Annotated in this window: 23 protein-coding genes; 13 read left to right on the top strand and 10 right to left on the bottom strand. The window is 68.5% G+C overall.

The window, feature by feature from the left end:
* Positions 1-3 precede the first annotated feature (3 nt).
* From EV644_RS10320 to EV644_RS10305, 4 genes are read right to left on the bottom strand one after another with little or no spacing between them, the layout of a single operon-like run.
* Positions 4-795 carry a sugar phosphate isomerase/epimerase family protein gene (locus EV644_RS10320; protein WP_132189962.1) on the bottom strand — a complete coding sequence of 264 codons (792 nt, stop codon included), beginning with the start codon at positions 793-795 and terminating at the stop codon, positions 4-6.
* Positions 792-1709 (bottom strand): carbohydrate ABC transporter permease, encoded by a 918-nt coding sequence (locus EV644_RS10315; RefSeq protein WP_241998440.1) that lies wholly within the window; start codon positions 1707-1709, stop codon positions 792-794. Before EV644_RS10315 ends, EV644_RS10320 begins: the two co-directional genes overlap by 4 nt.
* Entirely contained in the window at positions 1706-2641 is a 936-nt protein-coding gene (locus EV644_RS10310; protein ID WP_132189963.1) for a carbohydrate ABC transporter permease, read from the bottom strand. The genes EV644_RS10315 and EV644_RS10310 overlap by 4 nt, the downstream gene beginning before the upstream one ends.
* Complete coding sequence (locus tag EV644_RS10305; protein WP_132189964.1) at positions 2638-3933, bottom strand: extracellular solute-binding protein; 1296 nt, start codon at positions 3931-3933, stop codon at positions 2638-2640. The genes EV644_RS10310 and EV644_RS10305 overlap by 4 nt, the downstream gene beginning before the upstream one ends.
* A 153-nt stretch (positions 3934-4086) precedes the next feature.
* On the opposite strand from EV644_RS10305, the gene EV644_RS10300 reads away from it, so the two are divergent.
* Positions 4087-5058 (top strand): hydroxyacid dehydrogenase, encoded by a 972-nt coding sequence (locus EV644_RS10300; RefSeq protein ID WP_132189965.1) that lies wholly within the window; start codon positions 4087-4089, stop codon positions 5056-5058.
* 36 nt (positions 5059-5094) lie between these two features.
* Here EV644_RS10300 and EV644_RS10295 read toward each other — a convergent pair whose 3' ends face one another.
* On the bottom strand, positions 5095-7182 hold the full coding sequence (locus EV644_RS10295) for a DUF4328 domain-containing protein (protein WP_132189966.1): 2088 nt from the start codon (positions 7180-7182) through the stop codon (positions 5095-5097).
* A 205-nt stretch (positions 7183-7387) separates the two neighbouring features.
* Positions 7388-8155: a DUF4328 domain-containing protein gene (locus EV644_RS10290; RefSeq protein ID WP_241998443.1), complete on the bottom strand. Its 768-nt coding sequence runs from the start codon at positions 8153-8155 to the stop codon at positions 7388-7390.
* A gap of 242 nt (positions 8156-8397) precedes the next feature.
* Here EV644_RS10290 and EV644_RS10285 point away from each other — a divergent pair, with 242 nt between their 5' ends.
* Entirely contained in the window at positions 8398-8877 is a 480-nt protein-coding gene (locus EV644_RS10285) for a methylated-DNA--[protein]-cysteine S-methyltransferase (protein WP_132189967.1), read from the top strand.
* A gap of 345 nt (positions 8878-9222) precedes the next feature.
* On the top strand, positions 9223-9543 hold the full coding sequence (locus EV644_RS10280) for a hypothetical protein (protein WP_132189968.1): 321 nt from the start codon (positions 9223-9225) through the stop codon (positions 9541-9543).
* A gap of 133 nt (positions 9544-9676) precedes the next feature.
* On the opposite strand, the gene EV644_RS10275 is transcribed toward EV644_RS10280, so the two are convergent.
* The gene (locus tag EV644_RS10275; RefSeq protein ID WP_241998497.1) at positions 9677-10510 is read right to left on the bottom strand and encodes a hypothetical protein; all 834 of its coding nucleotides are present in this window, start codon (positions 10508-10510) and stop codon (positions 9677-9679) included.
* Positions 10511-10762: 252 nt separating this feature from the next.
* Here EV644_RS10275 and EV644_RS10270 point away from each other — a divergent pair, with 252 nt between their 5' ends.
* Entirely contained in the window at positions 10763-11305 is a 543-nt protein-coding gene (locus tag EV644_RS10270) for a peptidylprolyl isomerase (RefSeq protein ID WP_132189970.1), read from the top strand.
* A 46-nt stretch (positions 11306-11351) separates the two neighbouring features.
* Complete coding sequence (locus EV644_RS10265; protein WP_241998445.1) at positions 11352-12113, top strand: rhomboid family intramembrane serine protease; 762 nt, start codon at positions 11352-11354, stop codon at positions 12111-12113.
* Between the two features lie 71 nt (positions 12114-12184).
* Here EV644_RS10265 and EV644_RS10260 read toward each other — a convergent pair whose 3' ends face one another.
* A complete protein-coding gene (locus EV644_RS10260; RefSeq protein ID WP_132189971.1) occupies positions 12185-12796 on the bottom strand; it encodes a TetR/AcrR family transcriptional regulator in 612 nt (203 codons plus the stop codon).
* A 109-nt stretch (positions 12797-12905) separates the two neighbouring features.
* Here EV644_RS10260 and EV644_RS10255 point away from each other — a divergent pair, with 109 nt between their 5' ends.
* Entirely contained in the window at positions 12906-14057 is a 1152-nt protein-coding gene (locus EV644_RS10255) for an FAD-dependent oxidoreductase (protein ID WP_132189972.1), read from the top strand.
* Between the two features lie 172 nt (positions 14058-14229).
* Here EV644_RS10255 and EV644_RS10250 read toward each other — a convergent pair whose 3' ends face one another.
* Complete coding sequence (locus EV644_RS10250; protein WP_132189973.1) at positions 14230-15231, bottom strand: LacI family DNA-binding transcriptional regulator; 1002 nt, start codon at positions 15229-15231, stop codon at positions 14230-14232.
* A 172-nt stretch (positions 15232-15403) separates the two neighbouring features.
* On the opposite strand from EV644_RS10250, the gene arfA reads away from it, so the two are divergent.
* The 6 genes from arfA to EV644_RS10220 are packed head-to-tail and all read left to right on the top strand — an operon-like array spanning position 15404 to position 23260.
* Positions 15404-16906: an arabinosylfuranosidase ArfA gene (gene arfA / locus EV644_RS10245; protein ID WP_132189974.1), complete on the top strand. Its 1503-nt coding sequence runs from the start codon at positions 15404-15406 to the stop codon at positions 16904-16906.
* Positions 16903-18240 (top strand): ABC transporter substrate-binding protein, encoded by a 1338-nt coding sequence (locus EV644_RS10240; protein WP_132189975.1) that lies wholly within the window; start codon positions 16903-16905, stop codon positions 18238-18240. The genes arfA and EV644_RS10240 overlap by 4 nt, the downstream gene beginning before the upstream one ends.
* A gap of 2 nt (positions 18241-18242) precedes the next feature.
* Positions 18243-19184 carry a carbohydrate ABC transporter permease gene (locus EV644_RS10235; protein ID WP_132189976.1) on the top strand — a complete coding sequence of 314 codons (942 nt, stop codon included), beginning with the start codon at positions 18243-18245 and terminating at the stop codon, positions 19182-19184.
* Positions 19181-20008: a carbohydrate ABC transporter permease gene (locus EV644_RS10230; RefSeq protein WP_132189977.1), complete on the top strand. Its 828-nt coding sequence runs from the start codon at positions 19181-19183 to the stop codon at positions 20006-20008. The genes EV644_RS10235 and EV644_RS10230 overlap by 4 nt, the downstream gene beginning before the upstream one ends.
* A gap of 25 nt (positions 20009-20033) precedes the next feature.
* The gene (locus tag EV644_RS10225; protein ID WP_241998447.1) at positions 20034-22274 is read left to right on the top strand and encodes a family 43 glycosylhydrolase; all 2241 of its coding nucleotides are present in this window, start codon (positions 20034-20036) and stop codon (positions 22272-22274) included.
* The gene (locus EV644_RS10220; protein ID WP_132189978.1) at positions 22274-23260 is read left to right on the top strand and encodes a glycoside hydrolase family 43 protein; all 987 of its coding nucleotides are present in this window, start codon (positions 22274-22276) and stop codon (positions 23258-23260) included. The genes EV644_RS10225 and EV644_RS10220 overlap by 1 nt, the downstream gene beginning before the upstream one ends.
* Before the next feature lie 4 nt (positions 23261-23264).
* On the opposite strand, the gene pdxR is transcribed toward EV644_RS10220, so the two are convergent.
* Positions 23265-24626 carry a MocR-like pyridoxine biosynthesis transcription factor PdxR gene (gene pdxR / locus EV644_RS10215; RefSeq protein ID WP_132189979.1) on the bottom strand — a complete coding sequence of 454 codons (1362 nt, stop codon included), beginning with the start codon at positions 24624-24626 and terminating at the stop codon, positions 23265-23267.
* 67 nt (positions 24627-24693) lie between these two features.
* Between pdxR and EV644_RS10210 the strand changes: the two genes are divergently transcribed.
* Positions 24694-25401, top strand: coding sequence for a pyridoxamine 5'-phosphate oxidase family protein (locus EV644_RS10210; protein WP_241998449.1), 708 nt, complete (start codon positions 24694-24696; stop codon positions 25399-25401).
* The last annotated feature ends 16 nt before the right edge of the window (positions 25402-25417 follow it).

The following is a 25417-nucleotide window of genomic DNA, read 5'->3' as shown; positions in this document are numbered from 1 at the left end:
GGATTACCTTTCTTCGGCGGCGGAGATCCAGTTCCAAGTGGCGGGCAGGGCCTCGTCCAGCGGCGGCAGGTGCGGGTGCCACTTGAGCTCCCACTCCAACGACAGCCAGTACTCCGTGCCCCGCAACGCCTGCAGCAGTTGGTCGATCGGGTAGTCGCCGGCGCCGATCGGCACCGGCCGGTAGTCCTTGGTGGAGTCCTCGTCCTTGATCTGGACGAAGTCGATCCACCGCTTCAGCAGCTCGAGCGCCTCGGCCGGGGTCTCGCCGTGGCTCCAGGTGTGCGCGCTGTCCCAGATGACCTTGGCGTTGTGGCCGGGGACCTCGCTGTCGAGCAACCCGCACAGCCCGGCCATCCTCCGTCCGGCCGAGTGGGAGTCGTGCGTCTCCAGCAGGATGGCGACCTCCCGCGAAGCCGTCGTGACCCGGTCGAGCGCGCGGATCTCGCCCGGCGTGGGCGAATCACCCGCCTCGGACGCAGTACTGGGGTCGTCGCCCGGGAAGACGCGGACGCCGCGAGCGCCCAGGTCGGCGGCGAGTTCGAGGTGCGCGTCGAGGGGTTGCTCCTCGACCGCGCACAGCTTGACGTAGCTGTTGATCGCGAGGATCTCCAGGCCGGCATCCTCGATCCGGCTCCGCAGGTCGCGGCGTTCCGTGGCGGTCAGACCGGTGTGGGTGAACTCGTCGTCCGCGGTCCGGAGCTCGAGGCCGGAGATGTTGTTGCCTTGAGCAAGTTTCAGGACATGGTCGAGTGGTGCGCCGGGGCAACCCAGCGTGGAGAAGGCGAGTTTTGTCATCCCTTGATCCCTGAGGTAGCCATGCCCGCGATGAAATACCGTTGGCCGAAGATGAACAGCAAGATCATCGGCAGCGTAGCGAGTGCGGACATCGCCATCAGGAACGGCCACTGCACGCTGCCCGAGCCCTGCGCGAAGGTCGCGAGGCCGAACTGCAGCGGCCGCAGGTTCTCCGAGCTGGTCGCCACCAGCGGCCAGATGAAGCCGTTCCAGGCGGACTCGACGTTGAACAGCGTGATCGTGACGAACGCGGGAGCGGCCAGCGGCGCCATGATCCGGAAGAAGATCCCGATCTCGGAGACGCCGTCGACCCGGGCCGCGTCGGCCAGCTCGGCCGGCAGCGAGATGAAGAACTGCCGGGCCAGGAAGGTGAACAGCGGCGCCGAGACGAACGGCACGATCAGCGCCGCCCAGGTGTTCAGCCAGCCGGTGCCGCCGTTGCCCAGGATGTCGTTGCCACCGGCCAGCGGGATCCGCCGGACCACGAGGAACAGCGGCACGATGAGCACCTGGAACGGCACGATCAGCAGCAGGATGAAGTAGTTCAGGATCCCCTTGCGGCCGCGGATCGGGAGTTGCGCGAGCGCGTAGCCTGCCGCAGTACAGAAGAGCAGGACCGGGATGGTCTGGCCGACCACGACGATCAGGCTGTTGCGGAAGTACGTCGCGAACGGCGCCGCCTTCAGCGCGTTGACGTAGTTCATCCACTCGACATGGTTCGGCAGCCAGGCGAAGCCGTTGACCTCGTTGAGCGTCTTGAACGATGTCAGGATCATCCACAGGAACGGCACCACCATCAGGAACCCACCGACGGCGAGCACCACCATCAGGACGGCTCTGCCCGGGGTCAGTCCCGGTCCGGTACGGCGGGCCGTGGCGCGGGCCGGCGTACGGGGTGCGGCAACGGTGCTCACAGGTCCTCCCGGTTGCGCATGCTCAGGCGGCCGACGCTGATCAGCAGGCCGACGAAGACCAGCATCACCACGGTCTCCGCGGAGGCGTAACCGATGTGCAGCCGCTCGAACGCGTTGCTGAAGATGTCGAAGGTGAGCACGTTGGTGGCGTTCGCCGGACCGCCGCCGGTGGTCACGTAGATCAGGTCGAAGACCTGGAACGAACTGGCGATCGAGGTGACCAGGACGAAGAAGTGCACCGGCGCCAGACCCGGCCAGGTGACGTGCCAGAAGGTCTGCCACTTCGAGGCGCCGTCCAGCTTGGCCGCCTCGATCAGGTCCTGGGAGATGCTCTGCAGCGCGGCCAGGTAGATGATCATCTTGGCGCCGAGGCCCTGCCAGATGCCGACCACCATCAGCGCGGGCAGCGCGACGGACGGATCGGTCAGCCAGCCGGAGCGCGCGACGCCGAAGAAGGAGAGCACCTGGTTCCCGAGCCCGGCGGCCGGGTTGTAGATCCACAGCCACACCGCGGCCACCGCGACGGTCGAGGTGACCACCGGGATGTAGAACAGCGTGCGGAACAACGCCCGGCCGGGCACCTTCTGGTTCAGGCCGATCGCGACGGCCAGGGACAGCGCCATCGCGACCGGGACCACCGCGACCGTGTAGAGCAGCGTGTTCTTCAGCGCCTTCAGGAAGTCCGCGTCCTGGAACAGGTCGAGGTAGTTCTTGATCCCGATCCAGTCGCCCTGCCCGGCCACCCGGGCGTTGGTGAAGCTCAGGTAGATCGCCATCAGGCCGGGGATCGCGATGAAGATCACCGAGTGGACCAGCGACGGCGCGAGCAGGATCCAGCCCGCCCGGGCCTTCGCCCGCTCCACCCCGTTGCGCCTCGGCCGGGCCGGCTCCGGGGTCACCAGAGCCGGCCGCTCGACGGTTTGCGCGGTCACTTGCGCGCCACGGTGTCGAGTTCCTTCAGCGCGTCGGCCGCGGACTTCTTGCCCAGGATCACCTCGTCGAGCGACGGCCCGAACTTGGCCCGGAAGTCGAGGAAGGTGGCGCCGCCGTACTCGAAGACCGCCTTGTCCAGGTTCTTCCAGGCGAACGAGCCGGCCGGGTTCGACTTCACGAACGCGGAGTCGCCCGCGTCGCTGCTGATCGGCACCCCGACGTCGAGCTTGGAGATCGCCTCCTGCGACTTCTGGTCCTGCATCGCCTTGATGAACGCCAGTGCCGCCTGCGGGTACTTCGTGCCGTCGCCGACCGCCGCGACCCGGCCCCCGACGTACATGACCTCCTTGCTGTCCTTCAGGTTGAAGTAGACGAGGTCCTTGCACTTGGCGCCGATGCCCTCGCCGGAGGTGCCGCAGTCGACGTACGGGCTGGCGAAGCCCATCGCAGCCTCGCCGGTGGTGACGAGCGCGGTCTTCGCGCTGTTCTGGTAGCCGTAGGTGGACGACTTGTCGACGCTCACCATCTGGTGGATCAACTCGAGCGCGTCGGTGCCCTGCTGGCTCGCGAAGGTCGGCTGGCCGTCGGCGTCGAACATCTGGCCACCCTTGGCGCCCATGAACGCGACGAACTGCTGGCGGTAGTTGCTCGCCGGCGCCCAGAAGTCGAAGCCGGTCCGGGTGATCTGGCCCTTGGCGTCGCGCTTGGTCAGCTTCTTCGCGTCCTCGCGCAACTCGGCCAGCGACTGCGGCGGCTTCGCCGGGTCGAGGCCGGCCTCGGTGAACGCGCTCTTGCTGTACGCGAGCAGCCGCGGGTTCGCCACGATCGGTACGGCGTAGAGGTCGTTGCCGAACTTCATCGGCGAGACGAACGCCGGGTAGACCGTCTTCTCCAGGTCCTCGGTCTTCACCCCCAGCTTGGTGAGGCTCTGGATCGCGCCCAGGTCGGCGAGCGGCTGGACCCAGCCGATACCGGCGCTGACCACGTCGTAGTTGCTGCCCGCGGACAGCGCGGTGGAGATCTTCTGGTTCAGGTTGTCGTACGGGACGAAGTCGGGCTCGACCTTCATCTGCGGATACGTCTTGTGGAAGATGTCCACGATGCCCTGGAAGACCGCCTGACCTTCGTTGTCCGCGGAGAAGTTCGGCACCACCACCCGCAGGGTCCCGGTCGCGGTCGCCGGGTCCTGGCCCTCCTGGGCCGAGTCGCCGCCATCGCCTGAACAACCGGCCAACGCCGCCATCGCGACGGCCAGAACCGCTGCCCCCGCGGCCTTGAGTCCTCGCTGCATACCCTTCACCACTTCCTGTCCGCGGCCTCGTCGGCGGGCCGGTAAACGCTTCCCGCTACAGTAGGCATTTCTAGTATCGTTTCGCAATACCCAGCTAACACGATGGGAACGAACTAGAAACAAGCTCAGCTGTTACTACTGGAAGGCCCGTCCATGGTCGCTGTCTTCGTCGATCTGCCGCCCGTCCTGGAGTCCGAGCTCTTCGGCTCCGAGCTCGAGGGGCGGCTGGCGCCACTCGCGCGGGTGGTGCGACCGTCCGGTCCGGCTGATCCGGACGCGCGGCTGGCGGCGGACGTACTGATCACCGGCTGGGGGTCGCGGCCGTTGCCTGCCGATCCCGGCGAGCGGCTGAAACTCGTCGTCCACAGTGCGGGGACGATCCGCGGACTGATCCCGCCCGGTCTGCTCGAGCGCGGGTTGCGGGTCAGCCAGGCGTCCGCCGGGATGGCTCAGTCGGTCGCGGAGCTTGCGGTGTACCTGACGATCTCGCGGTTGCGCGATCTTGATCGGGTCGACCGGGTGATGACCGGCCGGCGCGACTGGGCCGGTGCCGGCTTCGGACTGGGGTTGACCCTGGCGGAGACGACCGTGGGCGTGATCGGTGCGAGCCGCGTCGGGCGGGCCTACTTGAAGCTGGTGGTCGCCGCCGGCTCCGAGGTTCTGCTGCACGATCCCTATCTGGACGAGAGCGAAGCCAAAGAGCTCGGCGCTCGGCTCGTGCCGCTGGAGATGCTGCTGGCCCGGTCGACGGTCGTCGCTCTGCATGCGCCCGTCACCGCGGAGACCCGGCACATGCTGGGCGCCGACGAGCTTGCACTGATCCCGGACGGCGGCGTACTCGTCAACACCGCCCGGTCCGCGCTGCTGGACACCGACGCGCTGCTGGTCGAACTGCGCAGCGGACGGTTGAGCGCGGCGATGGACGTGTTCGACTCCGAGCCGCTACCCGCCGACTCGGAGTGGTGGCAGCTCCCGAACGTGTTGCTCACGCCGCACCTCGGCGCGCAGACCTGGCACTCACGGCGGACCCAGGGCTCGATCGTGGTCACGGAGATCCGCCGGTACTGCGCGGGGTTGGACCTGCAGCACGAGGTCTACCCCTCGACGTACGACCTGATGGCCTGATGCCTTCGAGGGGCTTGACGTCTCGAAGGTCTGGGGTCAGACCCAGCGGCGGCGGGGGTGGGTCCGCGGTGCCGTGATCTCGGAGTCGTCCTTCTCCGGCTCCGGGGCGGCCGGCTGCGCCGGAGCCTCGTAGGAGTACGCCGAGTTCTGCTGGTAGTCCGTGGCCGGCTGGTCCGAGTAGCTGTTGCCGTACTCCGGGGTGGAGTAGTCGGTGCTGTAGGACTCCTGCGTGTAGTTCGGGCTGTACGACGTGTCGTAGCTCTCGCTGCTGTAGTCCGACTCGGTGTACGAGTTCTGCTGCGACGAGTACGAGGAGTCATAGGTCGAGCTGTAGTTGTCGTACGACGAAGGCTCCGAGGAGTACGACTCGTACGAGGACGGGCTGTAGTTGCTCTCCGGCGTGTACGTCGACTCGGGCGTTTGCGGCGTCTCCGGCTCGGAGTACTGGTACGACGTCGAGTAGTCCGGGGTGTACGTCGACTCGTAGGTCGACGGGACCGCGGGGGCGTCGTAGGCGGGGTACGTCGGCTCCGGGGCGTAGGTGGGCTCCGGCGTGTAGGACGGCTCGGGGCCGAACGACGGGACCGGCGGGAGCGGCTTCGACGGGGTCAGGAAGTCGTCCGGCTCCGAGACGGCCGGCGCCTGCTCGTAGTAGCTCGCGGAAGCCGGCACTGCGGCCTGGACCGTCGACGGGCTGTCCACCGCGACTCGAGCGGCCCTGCGACCGGCGCGCGCAACGGGTGCGGGCTCAGGCTCGGGTGCGGGCTGTGGGGCCGGAGCCGCCGGCTCGGAGGAGCTCAGGTAGTCCGAGGAGTTGCCGTAGGACGACGAGTAGGACTCGGAGTACGAGCTGGCCCAGGACGGCTCGGCCGGGCGAGCCGCGGGCTGATAGGGGTCAGCGGTACGGGCTGCGGGCTGGTACGCGTACGGGTCGGGCTGGACGGGCGGCGGCGGTGCCACGGTCTCGGCCTGCCAGCTCGGCAGCGGCGCGGACAGCAGGTCGTCGTTCGCCGGGGTGTACGGGTTGGCCGGGGTCGACCAGCTCGGGGTTTCGAGGCCGGCGGCCGACTGCCGGTAGGAGGGCGTCGCCTCCTCGACCTGGCCGGTGTCCTCGCGCCAGCTCTCGACCGGGCTGAACTGCTGCGTCGCGGGGCCGGCGTCCTGCCAGGTCTCCACGACCGGAGCGAACGGGCTCCACTTCGGCGCCTCTTCCGCCGGGTGGTTCGCGGGCCCACCGAACGACGAGCCGCCGGCGAGTTGCAGCTGACGCTCCCGCACGGGCGGCGCCGCGATCGGCTCGGAGATGGCCTGCTGCTCGGAGGTGTCGTCGTCGGCCATCACCTGGGAGGCGTGGTAGCTCGGCACCGCGGCGATCCTCGGCTCGCGCTGGTCCCACCACGGGATCCACTCGCGGCTGGTCTGCATGGTCGTGATCCTGCGGATCACCAGCGTCGCGCCGACCGCGGAGATCGCGGTCAGCACGAGGGACGCGGTACCGGCCAGCGCGATGCCGCGGAGCGACCCGACGGTCGCCTCCATCCACATCAGCGCCCGGCGGATGACCACGTCGAACACGAGAGCGCCGACCCAGGCCACCCACCACACGTTCGTGAGGACGGGTTTCCTGAGCCGGCGGAGGTCGTCGGCGTAGACGGGAGTCTTCGGATCGCTGGCTAGCCAGACGTCGTCGACTATCTGCTTTGGGTACCAGAGGTTCGGTCCCGGGCAGAACCAGCTGGCCAGCACCCAGCCGTGGCTGCGGCGGTGGTCGGCCTGGCAGAAGACCTCGGAGTTGACCCGGGCCCGCCACAGCCAGATCACGAAGACCACGGCGGCGGCGACGGAGATGATGACGTTCGGGATCGAGGTGATCCGGGCGATGCTGTCGGCGCGGTTCAGATCCGCGTCGTCGACGTTCGGTCCACCGGTCAGGTACGTGTGGACGACGCCGTAAGTGTTCCAGTCCGACCAGGTACAGAGCAGGTGCGTGAGGGTCGAGGCTCCGAGCAGTCCGATCGCGATCCGGCCGACCGTGCCGACCTCCTGAAATTCTTCAGGCGCGTGTGGCTGCCACTCATCGTTATCTTCAACAGCAGAAAGCACTGCTCGTTGCGGGTGGCTCACGTCGTGCGTCCCTCGCGTTGCTGGAACTCCGTCTGTTCGGCGCTTCGGTCGAGTCCTGCCCCCGCATGACCGAGCCACATTGATACCACGAAGTAAGTACTCGTGTGGAGTCGATCCCAGCACGGAGGGTATCGACTTAACGCGGTCTTTTCGTACCTCCATCACCACTTGTAACGACGTACCCGACGGTCCGTGACGGTTTGGTTTACCGCGCAGGAGGTTGCCACGGTCCGTTGAGCGGGGGCTGAGCGGCCCACCACGGGGTCCACGGCCGGCGCATCTGCAGGTCGTTGATCCGCTGGACCAGGATCACTGCGAGTACAGCCGCGGCGGTCGTGCTTACGGCGGAAATGCTGGACATCACAGCGTTCGTCCGAAGTTCGGAGAGTCGGGCCGCGCCGTCCAGCACGCTGCGCTGGGCGATGTTGTCGAGCACCAGCCCGACCACCCAGGTCAGCCACCACGCCCAGACCAGCCGGGTGCCGGGGATGACTCGCAGCGTCGGCGTCAACGGCGGCGTCCGGGGGTCGCTGGCGGCGACGATGTCGTCCACCACCCACTTCGGGTACCAGAGGTTCACCACCGGGCAGATCCAGCTGCCGAGCACCCAGCCCCGGGTGAAGCGGTGCTCGCCCTTGCAGAACATCTCCGCGTTCCAGCGGACCCGCCACAGCCAGACGATGAAGACCACCGCGGCGGCGAAGAGCGCGAGCGCCGCGACGATCCCGAGCGCGCCGGAGATCAGGTCGGCCTGGTCGAGCAGCCGTTCGTTCCGGGTCTCCTCGTAGGTCTTCAGCACGGCGTACGAGTGCCAGTCGGACCAGGCCGTCGCCCAGCCCATCACCGTGACCAGGCCGATCAGGATCGAGGCGGCCAGGCCCATCGCCTGCTCGGAACTGAACCAGCGGTCCAGCGGCGGCTGGGGCGGCCGGCTCGGCATCCGGTGGAAACCGCCTGTCTGATGACCGGTCACGTACACCCCTCGTTACCAGGCCCGGTGCCAGGGATGAGCGACCGGACGAAATCCACCGTGGTGAGGCGGGGAAATCAGAAATAGCACAACCCGGTGTGATCGGGCGAGGACCTTGCGTGCCCATCGTGGTGGGTGTCCTGTGCCGGACCCCATTCTGCCGCGCCCGGCGCGGTCCGTGGAGGCGGAGAGGCTGGTTGGTGGGGCGGCAGAAAAGTGTCGGTGCCGGGGCGGACAATCGAACCATGCGCTGGTCTGTGATCGATTCGCCCATCGGTGACCTCTCCCTCGCCGTCGACGACGAGGGTCTCTGCCGCCTGCACTTCGGCGCGGTCGACGTCGGCCCGCAGGTCGAGCGGGACGACCTGCTGCTGTCCGCCCAGGAGCAGTTGAAGGCGTACTTCGCCGGTGAGCTGACCGAGTTCGACCTGCCGCTATCGGTGCGCGGCGGGTCGGAGTTCGAGCGCGCGGTCTGGGCCCAGCTGCGCCGGATCCCCTACGGCGAGATGCAGACGTACGGCGAGGTCGCGAAGGCGGTCGGCGATCCGGGCGCGGCCCGGGCGGTCGGGGTGGCGTGCAACCACAACCCGATCGCGGTGATCGTGCCCTGCCACCGCGTCGTCGGCGCCGGCGGCAAGATGGTCGGCTTCGGCGGTGGCATCCCCACCAAACGCCACCTCCTCGAACTGGAAGCCAGGATCACCCTGGAAACCGCCTGGCTCTGAGCGCGCCACCAGCCTCGGAACACCCACCAGAGATCCATCTCCAGAGGCGGTTGGGTAAGGGGTGGACGAAGGTTCGGGGGCGGGGGGACCCGGGTGCCGGGAGTGGACCCCCGGAGGACTAATGTCGCGGTGTGCGATCACGCCGACACGGTCTGATCACGCGTTTGATCGATAACCGCCCCATCCGACCCGGCCTCCCCCATCCGACTCCTCGATCAGCGCTGCCAGCTCCCAAGGGTTCGTCTCCGCAGCCCCGCCAGGTGGTCCGGCAACAGCGTCCGTCCGCCGCTGCCGTAGCCGCGCTGAACTCCGTACCGCCCCGACCCCTGCCCGGAGACGAACGAGATGACCCAGCCCCCGTCCAGCTCGATGCCGAACCCGGACCTGAGCGAGTTGATGGACAAGAGTGCCGAGGAATGGTCGGCACCGGAGATCCAGAGCGCGGCCCGCTCGGCCCTGCAGGCGCACGCGCCCGACCGCGAGCCGCTGACCTGGATCAAGCGCTTCGGTGTGCTCCCCTGGCTGCACCGCAACGACGCCGTCTGCCGCGAGTGCGGCGGCACCTACCCCTGCATCACCCACCGCTACGCCACCCAGCTTCTCTCTGCCGGCCGAATCCCCATCACCCGTCCGGAGAACGACACCCCCGACTCCCCAGAAGCCTGACGACTCCGGCTGCGGCGCCCGCGTGATGCCGCAGCCGCAGTGGTGAATGACGAAGGCCGCGAACCCAGGATGGGGTCGCGGCCTTCGCCGTTGCGGGTCTTGCGGGACTGCCGGTCAAGCCGTCAGCCCGGGATCAGGAGTCGGTGGGCTTGGAGTTGGTGGTGCCGGTGGAGCGGCGCTGGGTGGAGGTGGCCTTCTTCGCGGTGCCGTTGGACGAGGACTTGGTCGTGTCGTCCTCCTTGGCCTCCGGCTTCGCGTCCTCGGTCTTGCCGTTGGCCGAAACGGTCTCGTCCTCGGCCTCCGGCTTGCTCTCCTGCTTGGCCTCCGGCTTGGTCTCCGGCTTCGGCGGCGTGTCGGTCGCGGTGCCGGCCGGCTTCTCGGCGGCGGGGCGCGACGTCGTACCGGCGGGGGCGGAGCTGTAGTCGCGGCCGCTCGTCGGGGTCGACTGCCAGGCAGGCTCCGGCGGGGTCAGCAGCTTCTTGACGGCCGCGGCGGCCAGTGCGCCGAAGCCGAGGAGGAGCACGAAGTTGCGGAACTTGTGGCCCTTCTTCGGTACGTCGATCTCGCCCTTGAGCGCGGCCTTGGTGGCCCTGCCCCGGCGCGAGGACTCCTCGATGACCGGCTCGGCGGCGGCTGCCAGCGCGGCCAGCGCGCCCAGCGCCTTCGGCACCAGGTCGTCGTTGAGCCGCTCACGCGCCCTCTCGGCGGCGTGCTCGGTGGCGGGACCGACCTTGCTCAGCGCGTCGTCGATCACCGGCTGGGCCCTCTCGACCGCGGTCTGGGCGACAGCGGCGCCGCGCTCGACGGCCTTCTCCGCGTACGGCGACACCTTCTCCCGTGCGGTGCCCACTGCCGGCGCCAGGTGGTCGCGCACCTGGCCGGCCATCGGACCGACCTTCTGCGATGCCGACTCGGCGTACGGCCGGACCCGATCCTTCGCGGTCTCGACCCGGCCCTTGGACTTCATCAAACCCACGGTTTCCTCCTCGGTGCCGCCCGCGTCGATGGGCGACTCTCGAGCCCATCGGCGGCCTGGACGATCTGGTACGGCTCTGGACAAATCCGGCTGTCTCTGCATCGTACGACGTACCCAGCCGATAAACGGCGGCGACCGACCCTGAGATCACCCTGTGTTGTCGCCCGGGCCGGTCGATGACGGTCCTCCTTGAGGCCCATGACAGGATCGATGCCGTAAGCCGTAACTGATGAGGAGTATCTCGTGGCCGAAGAACTGTTCGCGACGCTGGAGACGACGAAGGGTGATGTCGTCATCAAGCTGTTCCCCGATCATGCGCCGAAGACCGTGCAGAACTTCGTCGGCCTGGCCGAGGGCACCAAGGAGTGGACCGACCCGACCACCGGTCAGCCCAGCACGGCGCGCTTCTACGACGGCCTTGGCTTCCACCGGGTGATCGACGGCTTCATGATCCAGGGCGGCTGCCCGCTCGGCACCGGTACCGGTTCGCCGGGCTACGCCTTCGACGACGAGATCCACCCGGAACTGCAGTTCGACCGCCCGTACCTGCTGGCGATGGCGAACGCGGGCATCCAGTTCGGCCGGGGCACCAACGGGTCGCAGTTCTTCGTCACCGTGGTCCCGACGCCGCACCTGAACCGCAAGCACACCATCTTCGGCGAGGTCGCCGACGAGGAGTCGAAGAAGGTCGTCGACGCGATCGCGACCGCGAAGACCGCGCCGGGCGACCGGCCGATCGAGCCGATCGTGATCAACAGCGTCAAGATCGAGCGCAAGACCGTCTGATCCAACTGCGCGGGCCGGCCGCCGAGGCGGCCGGCCCGTACCTTTCATGACTGGAGAGGGCCACGGCGTGATCGAGACCGTCTGCTACCGGCATCCGGATCGGCCGGCCGGCGTTCGCTGCCAGCGCTGCGACAAGCCCATCTGCCCGGCTTGTATGAACAGCGCGGCCGTCGGCTTCCAGTGCCCGTCCTGCTTCAACGAGGGCGTGAAGTCGATCCCCCGCACCCGGACGTCGCTGGGCGGCGTGGCGCGCGGGAACACGCCGATCGTCACGTTCACCATGCTCGCCCTGAACGTGCTGGTGTTCATCGTCGTGCGGACCGGCAGCCCCCGGGTCGTCAACGATCTCGTGCTGGTCCCGGTGCTGGTGGACACCGAGCCGTGGCGGCTGCTCACGTCGGCCTACACCCACGTGCAGATCTTCCACATCTTCTCGAACCTCTTCATGCTCTACGTGGTCGGTCCGCCGCTCGAGCAGATGCTCGGCCGGCTCCGGTTCACGGTGCTCTACGTGCTGTCCGCACTCGGCGGCAGCGTCGCGGTCTGGCTCCTCGGCTCGCCCATCAGCGCCACGCTCGGCGCGTCCGGCGCGGTGCTCGGCCTGGTCGGCGCGCTGCTGGTGATCAGCCGGGCGCGCGGTCTCGACGTCACCTGGATCATCGCCTACGTGGCGATCACCGCGGTGATCTCGTTCACCATCCCGAACATCTCCTGGCAAGGTCACCTCGGCGGCTTCGTCACCGGCGCGGCCGTCGCCTGGATCTTCCTCCAGGACACCAAACGCCGCCGCAGCAAAGCCCGCACCTGATTTCACGGCGTTGGCCGCTGCTGTCGGTGCGGGACGGTACTAAGAGGGTGCTGACCTGTGGGGTGCTGGTACTACGGGGTGCCGATCAGGTAGCGGGTGATGGTAGGGCCGAGCCAGGCGACTGCTTCTTCGCGGGACAGGTTCGCGACGGGCGGTAGGGCGAGGACGTACCGGCAGAGCGCGAAGCCGAGTGCCTGGGTCGCGACCAGACCGGCCCTCGTCGCCACGTCGACCGAGCTCGCCGCGTCGACGGAGCTCGCGCCGTCCGCAGAGGCGGACAGTTTGGCGATTGTCGGGCCCAACTGGGCCGCGAGGAGTTCACGCATTCGGTCGGCCGCGACCTCGTTGGTGACGCTGGCCCGGAGCAGTGCCTTCAGGGATTCGTCGCCCTCCCAGCGGTCCAGGAAATGGCTGGTCAGCGCCGCGCCGAGCTCTTCGCCCGGCAGCGCGCTGAGATCAGGCAGTCGCAGGTCGAACTCGGCCGCCGCGGCGAACAGCTTCTCCTTGTTGCCGAAGTAGCGCATCACCATCGCCGGGTCGATCGTCGCGTCCGCCGCGATCGCCCGGATCGTCGCGCGCTCGTACCCGTCGGCCGCGAACCGCTCCCGGGCCGCCGTCAGGATCGCCGCCCGGGTCCGGTCCGAACGCCGCCCCCCGGCGGTCTCCGCTGCTGTCTCGGTCATGGCCCCACCGTAGGTCAACAGGTGTTGACTTGGCCAGCGGAACGGCCTACAGTCAAAGTCAACAAGCGTTGGCCAACAACTGTTGACCTACCAACGAAGGGAGATTCTGATGAGCGGGATTCCGGAACGGGCCGAGGTCGTCGTCGTAGGAGCCGGGCCGGTGGGGCTGACGGTGGCTGCCTCGCTGGTGGGCCGCGGGCACGAGGTCGTGGTCGTCGACCGGCTGGCGGCGGGAGCGAACACCTCGCGGGCATGCGTCATCCACCCGAGGACGCTGGAGCTGCTCGAGGAGGTCGGGGTCGCCCAGCGGCTCACCGAGCTCGGCATCCACGCCGAGCGGTTCGACATCCGCGACGGCGACCGCACGCTGGTTCCCGTGCGGTTCGACCAGTTGCCGACCAACTACCGCTACGTGCTGATGGTTCCGCAGTACCTGACCGAGCAGGTGCTGCTCGAGCGCCTCGAGGAGCTCGGCGGCTCGGTGCACCGGCCGTACTCCGCGGTCGGGGTGACCCAGACTGCCGACGGAGCCGAGGTCACTCTCGACAGCGGTGACACCATCAAGGCCCAGTACGTCGTGGCCGCCGACGGGATGAACAGCAAGATCCGCGATCTGGCCGGCCTCGGCTATGACCACAAGGACGCGCTCGCGCTGAACTTCACGCTGGTCGACGTCAGGGTGGACAGCGGACTGCCGACAGACCAGGTCCTGCTGTACTTCTCCAAGCCCGGCATGCTCGTTGTCGCTCCGCTGCCCGACGGGTCCTTCCGGCTCGTCGCGGAGGTCGACGATGCGCCGGAACACCCGGACCTCGCGTACGCCCAGGAGCTCCTCGATGTCCGCGGTCCACAGAGCAAGCGCGCGCCGGTGACCGAGGTGGTCTGGGGATCGCGATTCCGGATCCACGAGCGGGTCGCCGATCGCTACCGGGACCGGCGGATCGTGCTGGCCGGGGACGCGGCGCACACGCACAGCCCGGCGGGCGGCCAGGGCATGAACCTCGGCCTGCGCGATGCGGTCGCACTCGGCGACGCGCTCTCCGAGGCACTGAAGAACGGTGACGAGAAGCTGCTCGACGACTACGCGATAGTCAGCCGCGCTGAGGCGGTCCGGGTGGTCACCTTTGCCCACCGGTTGACCCGGCTGGCCACTGCCCCCGCGGGCGTCCGGAGGATCCGCAACATCGGCCTCAATCTGCTGTCGCACCTGCCGGCGTTCCGTCGCGGGCTCTCCAGGCAGCTCTCGGCCATCCACCGCTGAGGCGCCGCAGCCAGGTCGAAACCGCCCCGCCGCCCGACCGCGAACTCGAAGCGGCGGACACGGCGTACGCGAGAGCCGTTGCGCGCAAGGCCGTCGCGGCCACCCTGCCCAGCGGGCGTACGGCGTACCGGCAGTTGTCGGTGCTGGAGACCCGCCAGGTCACGGTGGCCTTCTAGCCGTTGGTGGATTCCCTGATCTGCAAGGTGTAGGGGACGGTGAGGTCGCGACGGTCGGCCTCACCGTTTCCGGCGATCCGGTCCAGCAGTACGCCGACCGCGTTCTCCGCGAGCCAATCCTTGTCCGGCGAGATCGTCGTCAGCGACGGCGAGTGGTAGCGGCCGTCCTCGATGTCGTCGAAACCCACCACCGCCACGTCACCCGGCACCGACAGCCCGGCGTCCGCGAGGGTCCGCAGCGCGCCGAGCGCGAGCAGATCGTTGAAGCAGAACACGGCATCCGGTGGTTCCGGCAACGCCAGCAACTCCCGCATCGAGGCAGCGCCGTCGTCGCGGTGGTACCCCGTGCCGGCCAGCTCCAGCGCGGGGTCGTGCTCGAGCCCCGCGGCCTTGAGCGCCTTGCGATATCCCTTGCGCCGAACGGTTCCCGTGCCCGCGCCGCCGCCGACACCGATCGCGGCGATCCGGCGCCGGCCGATCGAGATCAGGTGCGTGGTCGCGTCGAACGAGGCCTGCACCGAGTCGACCGCGACGTGGTCGAAGTGGCCGCCCGGGTGCCGTTCGCCCAGCAGGACCAGGGGTTTCGCGGTGTCGGCCAGGCGGATCTTGGCCGGTGCGGTGGTGATCGGCGAGAAGATGATGCCGTCGATCAGCTGGCCACGCATGCCGTCCAGGACCAGCTTCTCGGCCGCGGCCTCACCCTCGGTCTGGTCGATCAGCACGGTGATGCCGCGCCGTTTGGCGGCCCGGCTGATCGCCGCGCCCAGCTCCGCGAAGTACGGCGAGGCCATCTCCGGGATGGCCAGCGCGATGAAGTCGGAGCGACCCTTGCGCAGTGAGCGAGCGCTGACGTTCGGCTTGTAGTCGAGCGCCGTGATCGCCGCCTCGACCTTGGCCCGGGTCTGCGAGGTGATGTGCGGATAGTCGTTGATGACGTTGGACACCGTCTTCACCGAGACACCGGCCCGCGCCGCCACGTCGCTCAGTCTGGTCGCCATCCGAACTCCCCTCCACCCGTTCTGCGCCGAGTGTGTCATGCCGATCCGGGCGGGTGGCCCGGTCACAGCACGGCGACAAGACCACCTCGGTCAATGGTCACCCCTTTACAAGCGATGTCAATCGTTGTAGAAATCCGGGTGAATCGTTGTAAAGATCTCTGGAGGACCTCAAGTGGCACGACTCGCGGTCGATCCCGCCTTCGTGGTCGGTGCGCTGGACCGGCGCCTGTTCGGCTCGTTCGTCGAGCACATGGGCCGCTGCGTCTACACCGGCATCTACGAGCCGGGGCACGCGTCTGCCGACCCGGACGGCTTCCGCCAGGACGTGCTCGACCTGGTCCGGGAGCTGGGCGTCACCGCGGTCCGCTATCCCGGCGGCAACTTCGTCTCGAACTACGACTGGGAGGACGGCGTCGGCCCGAAGGAGGACCGGCCCCGCAAGCTCGACCTGGCCTGGCGTGCGATCGAGCCCAACCAGTTCGGCACCGACGAGTTCGTCGCCTGGTCCCGCAAGGCCGGCGTCGAGCCGATCTGGGCGGTCAACCTCGGCACCCGTGGTATCCGGGAGGCCGTCGAGCTGCTCGAGTACTGCAACCTGCCGGGCGGCACCGAACTGCCCGACCGCCGCGTCGCCAACGGCGCGACCGAGCCGCACGCGATCAAGGTGTGGTGCCTGGGCAACGAGATGGACGGGCCCTGGCAGATCGGCCACAAGACCGCCGAGGAGTATGCCCGGCTCGCCGAGGAGACCGCGAACGCGATGCGCCGGGTCGACCCGGGCATCGAGTTCGTCGCCTGCGGGTCGAGCAACCGGCACATGCCGACCTTCGGCGACTGGGAGCGTACCGTCCTCGAGCGCACCTACGACCTGGTCGACCACATCTCGCTGCACGCGTACTACGAGCCGATCGGCGGCGACCAGGCCAGCTTCCTCGCGGCCGCCGAGGAGATGGACCGCTTCATCAGCTCGGTGGTCGCCACCGCGGACCACGTCAAGGCGCTCAAGCGCAGCGACAAGGAGATCACCTTGTCGTTCGACGAGTGGAACGTCTGGTACCAGCAGCGCTTCCCCGGTGAGCTCGGCCTCGACATCCGCGAGGTGAGCCCGCTGATCGAGGACACCTACACCGTCGACGACGCGGTGGTGGTCGGCAGCCTGCTGATCACCCTGCTCCGGCACGCCGACCGGGTGAAGATCGCCTGCCTGGCGCAACTGGTGAATGTGATCGGCCCGATCCGCACCGACCCCGGCGGCTCCGCCTGGCGGCAGACGATTTTCCACCCGTTCGCCCTCACCGCGAAGCACGCCGGCTCGACCGTACTGCGGACCGAGATCGCCGGGCCCGAGGTGGACACCCCGGCCTACGGGCGGATCCCCGCGCTCTGGAGCACAGCGACGTACGAGGAGAGCACCGGCGAGGTGGTGATCTTCGTGGTCAACCGGAGCGAGACCGACAAGGTCGACCTGGAGGTTCCCGTGCAACCGGGTCTCCAGGTGATCGAGCACGTCGCGTTGTACGACGACGACCGCAGCGCGGTGAACACCGCCGAAGACCCCGACCGGGTGGTCCCTCGCGGGATCGACGGCACCGAGGTCACCAATGACATCTGCACGGCCACGTTGCCCCCTGCTTCGTGGCACATGATCAGGCTCTCCCCTGGAGGTACACGGTGAACACCATCAACCGGCGACTAGTGCTGGGCGGGATCGGCGCACTTGGAATAGGTGCTAGCGCGGCAGTCCTCTCCGGTTGCGGCGAGGGATCGGCCGGCAAGCCCGGCGCGGCCCCGGCGACCGGCGACGGCGGCGCGAAGGGCTACGAGGGCCCGAACGTCGAGCTCGACTTCTGGAACGGCTTCACCGGCGGTGACGGCCCGTACATGCGCAAGATCGTCGACCAGTTCAACTCCGAGAACCCGAACATCAAGGTCAAGATGACCGTGATGCAGTGGGCCGACTACTACACCAAGCTGCCCACCGCGGTCAGCAGCGGTCGTGGCCCCGCGGTCGCGATCATGCACGTCGACTCGCTCGCCACCAACGCCGCGCGCAACGTGATCGAGCCGCTGGACGACGTGGCGAAGGCGCTCGAGCTCAAGCAGGAGGACTTCGCCGACGTCGTCTGGAAGGCCGGCGAGTACAACGGCAAGCGGTACGGCATCCCGCTGGACGTGCACCCGCTGGGTTTCTTCTACAACAAGGCAGTGATGACGAAGGCCGGCCTCGACCCGGCGAAGCCTCCGACGACCGCCGACGAGTACGCCGCCGCACTGGATGCTTTCAAGAGCAAGGGCATCCAGGGCCACTGGGCGACGCCGTTCCCGTTCACGGGCGTGCTCAGTGTGCAGGCGCTGCTCTGGCAGTTCGGCGGCGAGCTGTTCAACTCCGACTCCTCCAAGGCGACCTGGCACGAGGAGGGCGGCGTCAAGGCGCTGTCCTGGTTCACCGACCTGGTGAAGAACGGGCACAGCCCGAAGAACGTCGCCCAGGACGCCGACAACATCGCCGTGATGAACGGCAAGAACGCCTTCGTCTGGAACGGCATCTGGAACATCAACACCTTCAAGGAGAAGAAGGGCCTGGAGTGGGGCGTGGCCCCGCTGCCGAACATCGGCGGCACCAAGGCCGCCTGGGCCGGCTCGCACCAGTTCGTGCTGCCGAAGCTGAAGACGCCGGACCAGAACAAGTCCACCGCCGCCCGGGTGTTCGTGAACTACGTCAGCCAGAAGTCGCTGGAGTGGGCGAAGGGCGGTCAGGTGCCGGCCCGCAAGCAGGTCCGGGAGTCCGCCGAGTTCAAGGCGCTGCCGGAGCAGGCCGCGCTGGCCACCCAGATCGACGACCTGCACTTCCCGCCGCCGGTGCCCGGCATCGGTGACGCGCTGGCCGAGCTGGACAAGGCCGTGAACGAATCGGTGCTGCTGAAGACGGAGCCGGGCAAGGCGCTGTCCGACGCGGCGGCTCGCGCGGACAAGATCCTGGAGGCCAACCGCAAGAAGTACGGCGCGTAGGGATGACGGTCCAGGCCAGTGCGGGTGCGCTGCGCAGGCGCCGTACCCGCGCTTCCACCGCGGTCCGCGGGTACGGGCGGGCGACGCCGTACCTCTTCCTGGCGCCGTACCTGGTGCTGTTCCTGCTCTTCGTGATCGGGCCGGCGATCTTCGGGTTCTGGATGAGCCTGCACGACTGGGACTTCCAGTTGCCGGGGAAGCCGTTCGTCGGACTGCAGAACTACAAGGACCTGTTCGACCCGCTGTCGGCGACGGCCGAGCCGTTCTGGCACAGCATGCGGGCGACCGGGATCTTCACGGTCGCCTCGGTGCCCTTCCTGGTGGGGTTGCCGCTCGGTCTCGCCGTGCTGTTGAACCGGAAGTTCCCCGGCCGGACGTTCTTCCGGGCGGTGTACTTCGCGCCGTTCGTGCTGGGCGTGGCAGTCATCGGTCTGATGTTCCGGTACATCCTGGACACCAGTTTCGGCATCCTGAACGCGTTCCTCGGGCTGTTCGGCAGCTCCGAGATCGGCTGGACCACCGAACAGCCTTGGGCGTTCGTCGCGCTGGTGGCGGTGACCGTGTGGTGGACGGCCGGCTTCAACTCGATCATCTACCTCGCGGGCCTGCAGGACATCCCACCCGAGCAGTACGAGGCGGCCGAGCTGGACGGGGCGAACGGATGGCAGAAGTTCCGCAACGTGACGCTGCCGGGACTACGCCCGGTCACCGTCTTCATCGTCATCATCACCCTGCTGGCCAGCGCGAACATGTTCGGCCAGTCGGTGCTGATCACCCAGGGTGGTCCGGGTGACACGACCACGACGGCCCTGATGGTGATCACCGACACCGGCTTCAGCCAGTTCCGGATGGGACAGGCGACGGCGATGAGCTACCTCCTGGCACTCTGTCTTGCGGTCGTCGCGCTGATCGTCTTCGCCGTGGTCAGGGAGCGTAAGTCATGAGGCGCCGTCCGTCGGCAGCGTTCTGGGTGATGGTGATCCTGCTGACCTTGCTGGTGATCCTCCCGCTGCTGTGGATGGTGATCACCTCGTTCAAGACCGTCGGTGAGTCGCAGGCAGATCCGCCGACGCTGGTCCCCCAGGACCCGACCGGTCGTGCCTACGGCGAGATCCTCACCACTGGCGGCCAGAACCCGGTGCTGCGCTGGGCGTTGAACAGCTTCGCCGCGGCCGCGCTGCACTCGCTCCTGGTGGTCATGGTGGCGTCGATGGCCGGCTACGCGCTGGCCCGGATGAACTTCCGGTTCAAGAACGCCATCTTCAGCTTCATCCTGCTGACGCTGTTCGTGCCCGGGTTCGTCTTCCTGATGCCGAACTACCTGCTGATGGACAACCTCGGCTGGCTGGACACGTTGTGGGCGCTCGTCGTGCCGGGCGCGGCCGGTGCCTTCGGGGTGTTCTTCATGCGGCAGTTCTTCCTGGCCATCCCGAAGGAGCTCGAGGAGGTCGCGCTGATCGACGGTGCGAACGCCTGGACCGTCTTCAGCAGGATCATCCTGCCCAACGCCAAGCCGGCGCTGGCCACCCTGACGGTGCTGTCGTTCCTGACGAACTGGAACGACTTCGTCTGGCCGCTGTTCGTGCTGTTCAGCCCGGAGCGACTCACCCTGCCGGCCGGTCTGACCCTGCTCCAGGGCGCCTACACGACGGACTACCCGGTGATCATGGCGGGCGCGACCGTGGCCGCCGTACCGGTGCTGATCCTCTACGTCTTCGTCCAGCGCTATGTGATCGAAGGTGTCGCGAACAGCGGCATCAAAGGCTGACCAACCTTCTGAGAGGAACCCGCCCGTGCCTCGAAACCGCCAGCGATTACTGGCCGCGGCAGTCGCCGTGGCGACGGTGGCAGCCGGTACTACGGCCGCTGCCGCCTCGCCGCCGGAACCGCAACCCATCACGACCCAGAACGCGATCTCGTCCTCGTTCGCCGACACCTTCGCGGACCCGGCGATCATCCAGGGCCGCGACGGCTACTGGTACGCCTACGCCACCTCCGACCCGCTCGTCGCCAACGGCCCGTTCGGGCTGATGCACATGGCCCGGACCAAGGACTTCGGCTCCTGGGAGTACCTCGGTACGGTCTTCGACGACAGCACCAAGCCATCGTGGGCCGCGCCGGGTTCGTTCTTCTGGGCTCCCGACATCCGCTACTTCGGCGGCCGGTACGTCATGTACTTCACCGTCACCGACACCGGCGCCAACCCTGGCGGCGATCCCGCGATCGGCGTGGCGACGGCACCGACCCCGGCCGGCCCGTGGACCGCGACCGACGGCCCGGTGGTCGCACCGAAGCCCGACGGCAACGGCGGCTACTTCGGCACGATCGACCCGGCCATGCTCACCGCCGCCGACGGCAAGCGCTACCTCTACACCGGCGGCTTCTACGGCGGCATCTCCGTCACCGAACTCTCACCGGACGGCCTGCACTCGGTCGGCACCCCGACCCAGGTGACGATCGGCGACCGCTACGAGGGCTCGTACGTCGTCTACCGCGACGGCTGGTACTACCTGATGGGCTCGTCGATGAACTGCTGCGCGGGCCCGACCACCGGATACTCCGTCTTCGCCGGCCGGTCGAAGTCGCCGCGCGGGCCGTTCCTGGACAAGGACGGCGCGGACCTGAACGAGTCCCGCGTCGGTGGCACCACGGTGATCACCCAGAACGGCAACAAGTGGATCGGTCCGGGCCACCACGCGTTCATCACCGACGCCGCCGGGCAGGACCACATCGTCTACCACGCGATCGACCGCGGGACGCCCTGGCTGACCGACCCGTTCGGGATCAACCGGCGGCCGATGCTGATCGACCGGATCGACTGGATCGACGGTTGGCCGCGGACCCGCGCCGGGCTCGGCCCGTCCGACAGCCCGCAGCCCGCGCCGACCACCGGTTCCGCGGCCGGGATCACCTCGACCGACCCCGCCAGGGGCCTCTGGGGTGCGACCAGGCTGGCTGGTGACTCGCTTGGTGGTCCTACTGCTTCCATCCGGGGCGCGGCGACGACCAAGCAGGCTGCGCCTGGCGGCTCGGTCCGGGTCGAGGCGAACGTGAAACTCGGAAACAGCCTCACCACTGTTCTCGGTGGCGGCGCAGTGGTTGCCACTGTCAGCGGCAGCAAGATCACCATCGTGGCTGGTGGGCGTACCGCCACTGCGGCGTTGCCCGCCGACTTCGACCGCTCGCAGTGGAACAACCTCAGCGTTCAGGTCGCCGGGACCACCGTCACCGCTCGCGTGAACGATGCCGGGCTCGGTGACCTCTACGCCGAGGCGCGACTCGCAGTACCGGAGTTGAAGGTGCGGTCGGCGCCGGTGAGTTGGCGGGGCTCGGCCGAGCTGGACAACCTCACCGTCCGCTCCGTGGCAGACCCCGTACGCCGTGAGGCCGCCGTACCGGAAGCGGGCGAGCTCCTGGCAGGTGACGAGTTCTCCGACGGCGGGCTCGGCGCCGGGTGGTCCTGGGTACGCCCCGACGCCAACGCGGTTGTTGCCGACGGCGAGTTGTCGTGGCCGCTGCAGAACACCGACCTGGTCGGGTCCGGCAACAACGCCGGCCTGCTCTTCCACCAGGTCCCCGCCGGCGACCAGTGGATCGCCGAGACCAAGCTGCACCTCGATCTCGGCGAGAACGACATTCGCAACTACCAACAGGCCGGGATGATCGCGTACCTGAACGACGACGACTTCGCCCGGCTGGGTGACGTGGCGATCTGGCGGACGCGGCAGACCGAGTTCGGCCGTGAACTGGTGGCCCGTCCGTCCGACGGTGCGACCAGCTACGGCGGCGCGGCGATCGGGCGTCCGGCGCCGACCATGTGGATGCGGCTCGCCTACCATCGCAACGCGGCCGGCGAGCACGTGTACCGGGCCGGGACGAGCATCGACGGCAAGAAGTGGACCTGGGGTGCGTCCTGGGTGCTGCCGGCCGGGGTGACTCCCAAGCTCGGGCTCTACGCGCACGGCGACCAGATCGGGTCCAACCCGCCGCCGGTGGCTACTTTCGACTACCTGCGGTTCTACACGAGCAAGTGATGATGCGCTGGCCGGGGTTGCTACTGCTGCTGGTGGTTCTCGGTGGCTGTGGCGACTCCGGCAGCGCCGCTGAAGGAGCAACCGTGGGCTTCACGAACCCCGTATATGACAGCAACTTCGCCGACCCCCAGGTGATCGCGGTGGACGACGGCTACTACGCCTTCGCCACGAACGGCCCGCTGGGCAACATCCAGACGCTGCGGTCGACGGATCTGGTGGCGTGGGACCAGGTGGGTGATGCGTTGCCGTCGCTCCCCGACTGGACCACAGCGGGCAAGGTGTGGGCGCCCGAGGTCGCAGTACATGCTGCTGATCGCTACGTCATGTACTACACGACCGACGACAACGAGTCGCACCGGCAGTGTGTGGGTGTCGCCGTCGCCTCGGCGCCACAAGGTCCCTTTGGCGACAAATCGAGCAAGCCCCTGATCTGTCAGGCAGCTGAGGGTGGTTCGATCGACGCGAGCCCGTTCCAGGACTCGAGCGGACAGCGCTGGCTCTACTGGAAGAACGACGGCAACGCGATCGGCGTCGACACCTGGATCTATGTGTCCCGGCTGTCCGCCGACGGGCTCTCGCTGGTCGGCGAGACCACCCGGCTGATCAAGCAGACGCTGCCATGGGAGGGCAACCTGGTCGAGGCGCCGTACCTGGTCGAGCGGGAGGGGAAGTTCCACCTCTTCTACTCGGCGAACGCCTACGACAAGGAGACCTACGCCGTCGGCCACGCGCTCTGCGAGACTCCAGCCGGTCCTTGCACGAAGTCCGGAGATCCCATCCTGACCACCTCGGCCGACGCCGCCGGGCCCGGCCACAACATGGTGCTGGTGAAGGACGACCGGTACTGGTTCGTGTACCACGCCTGGGATCCCGCGCTGGTCGGCGTCGATCCACCCGGCCGCACGATGTGGCTTTCCGAGCTCACCTGGGACGGCGACACCCCGAAGGTCCAGCCGGCCCTGCGGGACAACCCGGCGAAGCCTTGAGCCCTCAGCTCTCGAGTACCCCACTCAGGATCTGCAGCGCACGGTTGAGATCCTCGGTGGACGGGGTTGCGTAGCCGATCACCAGGCCTGGCGGACCTGGGATCGACCGGCGGTACTCGGACAGCGGGGCCACCACGACACCCGCTGCCCGGGCTTTCGCCGCGACCGCCCGGTCGTCGAACGAGTCGGGCAGCACCAGCGTGATGTGGAGCCCGGCGTCCTGACCGACGATCTGCCCGTACGGCGTCAGTACCGAGCAGGCGTGGTTGCGACGCTCGGCGTACAGGCGGCGGGAGCGGCGGACGACCTGGTCCAGGTAGCCGTCGCGGAGCATGGCGAGCAGGGCGGTCTGCATCGGCCAGCCCGGCCAGTCCCCCGACGCGGCGCGATGGTCGGCGAGCCGGTCGACCACGGATGGCGACGCGACGAGCCAGCCGAGCCGGAGCGAAGGGCTCAGCATCTTCGACAGTGTGCCGAGGTGGACCACCCGGTCGAGGTCGAGTTGGGCCAGCGCGGGCAGCGGCGCGACGTCGTACCGGAACTCGCTGTCGTAGTCGTCCTCGATCAGCGTCGCCCCGGTCCGGCGTGCCCACCGGATCAATTCGTTGCGTCGGGCAACGGGTAGCCGGCCGCCGAGCGGGTACTGGTGCGACGGCGTGACGTAGACCGCGGCCAGGTCCGGGCCGAGGTCGTCGACCCACAGGCCGTCTTCATCCACAGGGATGTCCACAACCTGGAGTCCGTGGTCGTGGGCCGCTGTGACGGCGTTCAGGTAGCCCGGATCCTCGATCGCGATCCGGTCGCCCGCGGCCCGGGTCACCGCCAGCAGCAGCCGCAACCCGTGCGTGGTGCCGTTGGTGACCAGCAGGTTCTCCGGTCCGCACGCGATTCCACGGACGCGTCCCACATGCTCGGCCAAGGCCGCTCGCAACGCGGGCAACCCGGCCGGATGGTCGTAACCCCGCGCCGGGACCTGGGTCGACACCTCGCGCCAGGCCCGCCGCCAGCCCGGATCGGCCTCGGCCCCGATGTACGGGATCCCCGGCCGCAACGACAGCAGTTCCTCAGCCTCCGGCTGCGGTGGTCGCGCCGCCCGCTGAGCCGGCTGCAGCGGTACTACGTCCGCGACGTAGGTGCCCGAGCCGGTCTTCCCCGCGATCCAGCCCTCGGCGTGCAGTTGGTCGTAGGCCGCCTGCGCCACCGTGCGCGACACCGACAACTCCTTCGCCAGATCGCGGGTGGACGGCAGCCGGTGCCCGGCCTGGAGCCGCCCGTCCCGGATGGCCGCGCGGAACTGCTCGGCCAACTGCAGGTGGAGCGGGCCGGCGCCGTCGCGGCTGAGGATCAGTGGCAGCGAGCTGTCCAAAGTGGACTACCTGATTCGTCGGTGAATGGACCGTGCCAGCATGCCATTGAGTCGCCACGCTGGGACCATGACCACCTTGACCGACGCAACAGCCGCCACCGCCACGCCGCTCCAGCCGACGGACCGGACCTCGCTGCGCCGGTCGAAGGAGCGCGCCGCCTCCGATCGCGCGGCGCTGACCGAGGTCCTGACCGACGGGATGTTCTGCCACCTCGGCGTGGTCGTCGACGGATACCCCCTGGTGCTGCCGACGGCGTACGGGGTGGATCTGGACTCAGGGCCGGACGGGACGCTCTATCTGCATGGTTCGGTGGCCGCGCGGAGCGTGGTCGCGGCCCCGGAGCAGACGATCTGCGTGACCATCACGCACACCGACGGGCTGGTGCTCGCTCGGTCGGCGTTCCACCACTCGGTGAACTACAGGTCCGCGGTGATCTTCGGGGTCCCGCGACTCGTCACGGATCCGGACGAGAAGTTGCACGGGCTGAACCGGATCGTGGACCACCTGGTGCCCGGACGGTCCACCGCGGTCCGGCCGCCGAACCGGAAGGAACTCGCCAAGACCTCGGTCCTGGCGCTGTCCCTCACCGAGGCCTCCGTGAAGACCCGGGCCGGTGCCGCCAACGACGAGGAGGAGGATCTCGACCTGCCCTACTGGACTGGTGTGATCCCGCTCCGCGTCGTGGCCGGCGAACCCGTCACCAACGACGATTGCGATCTGCTGGTCCCGGGCCACGTCCGGACCAGAGCGAACCTTCTCGGCGCCCCTTCTTGAAGAGCCTCGACCCCTG

The organism is Kribbella orskensis (genome assembly GCF_004342085.1).
Classification (GTDB): domain Bacteria; phylum Actinomycetota; class Actinomycetes; order Propionibacteriales; family Kribbellaceae; genus Kribbella; species Kribbella orskensis.
Note: the sequence above shows the minus strand (reverse complement) of the source record. Positions and strands in the feature narration are given on the sequence as shown.

Coding starts and splice junctions, on each gene's coding strand:
- EV644_RS10320 (WP_132189962.1), bottom strand. CDS start 795: ATGACAAAACTCGCCTTCTCCACGCTGGGTTGCCCCGGCGCACCACTC.
- EV644_RS10305 (WP_132189964.1), bottom strand. CDS start 3,933: ATGCAGCGAGGACTCAAGGCCGCGGGGGCAGCGGTTCTGGCCGTCGCG.
- EV644_RS10300 (WP_132189965.1), top strand. CDS start 4,087: ATGGTCGCTGTCTTCGTCGATCTGCCGCCCGTCCTGGAGTCCGAGCTC.
- EV644_RS10285 (WP_132189967.1), top strand. CDS start 8,398: ATGCGCTGGTCTGTGATCGATTCGCCCATCGGTGACCTCTCCCTCGCC.
- EV644_RS10280 (WP_132189968.1), top strand. CDS start 9,223: ATGACCCAGCCCCCGTCCAGCTCGATGCCGAACCCGGACCTGAGCGAG.
- EV644_RS10275 (WP_241998497.1), bottom strand. CDS start 10,510: ATGAAGTCCAAGGGCCGGGTCGAGACCGCGAAGGATCGGGTCCGGCCG.
- EV644_RS10265 (WP_241998445.1), top strand. CDS start 11,352: ATGACTGGAGAGGGCCACGGCGTGATCGAGACCGTCTGCTACCGGCAT.
- EV644_RS10260 (WP_132189971.1), bottom strand. CDS start 12,796: ATGACCGAGACAGCAGCGGAGACCGCCGGGGGGCGGCGTTCGGACCGG.
- EV644_RS10255 (WP_132189972.1), top strand. CDS start 12,906: ATGAGCGGGATTCCGGAACGGGCCGAGGTCGTCGTCGTAGGAGCCGGG.
- EV644_RS10250 (WP_132189973.1), bottom strand. CDS start 15,231: ATGGCGACCAGACTGAGCGACGTGGCGGCGCGGGCCGGTGTCTCGGTG.
- EV644_RS10235 (WP_132189976.1), top strand. CDS start 18,243: ATGACGGTCCAGGCCAGTGCGGGTGCGCTGCGCAGGCGCCGTACCCGC.
- EV644_RS10230 (WP_132189977.1), top strand. CDS start 19,181: ATGAGGCGCCGTCCGTCGGCAGCGTTCTGGGTGATGGTGATCCTGCTG.
- EV644_RS10220 (WP_132189978.1), top strand. CDS start 22,274: ATGATGCGCTGGCCGGGGTTGCTACTGCTGCTGGTGGTTCTCGGTGGC.
- EV644_RS10210 (WP_241998449.1), top strand. CDS start 24,694: ATGACCACCTTGACCGACGCAACAGCCGCCACCGCCACGCCGCTCCAG.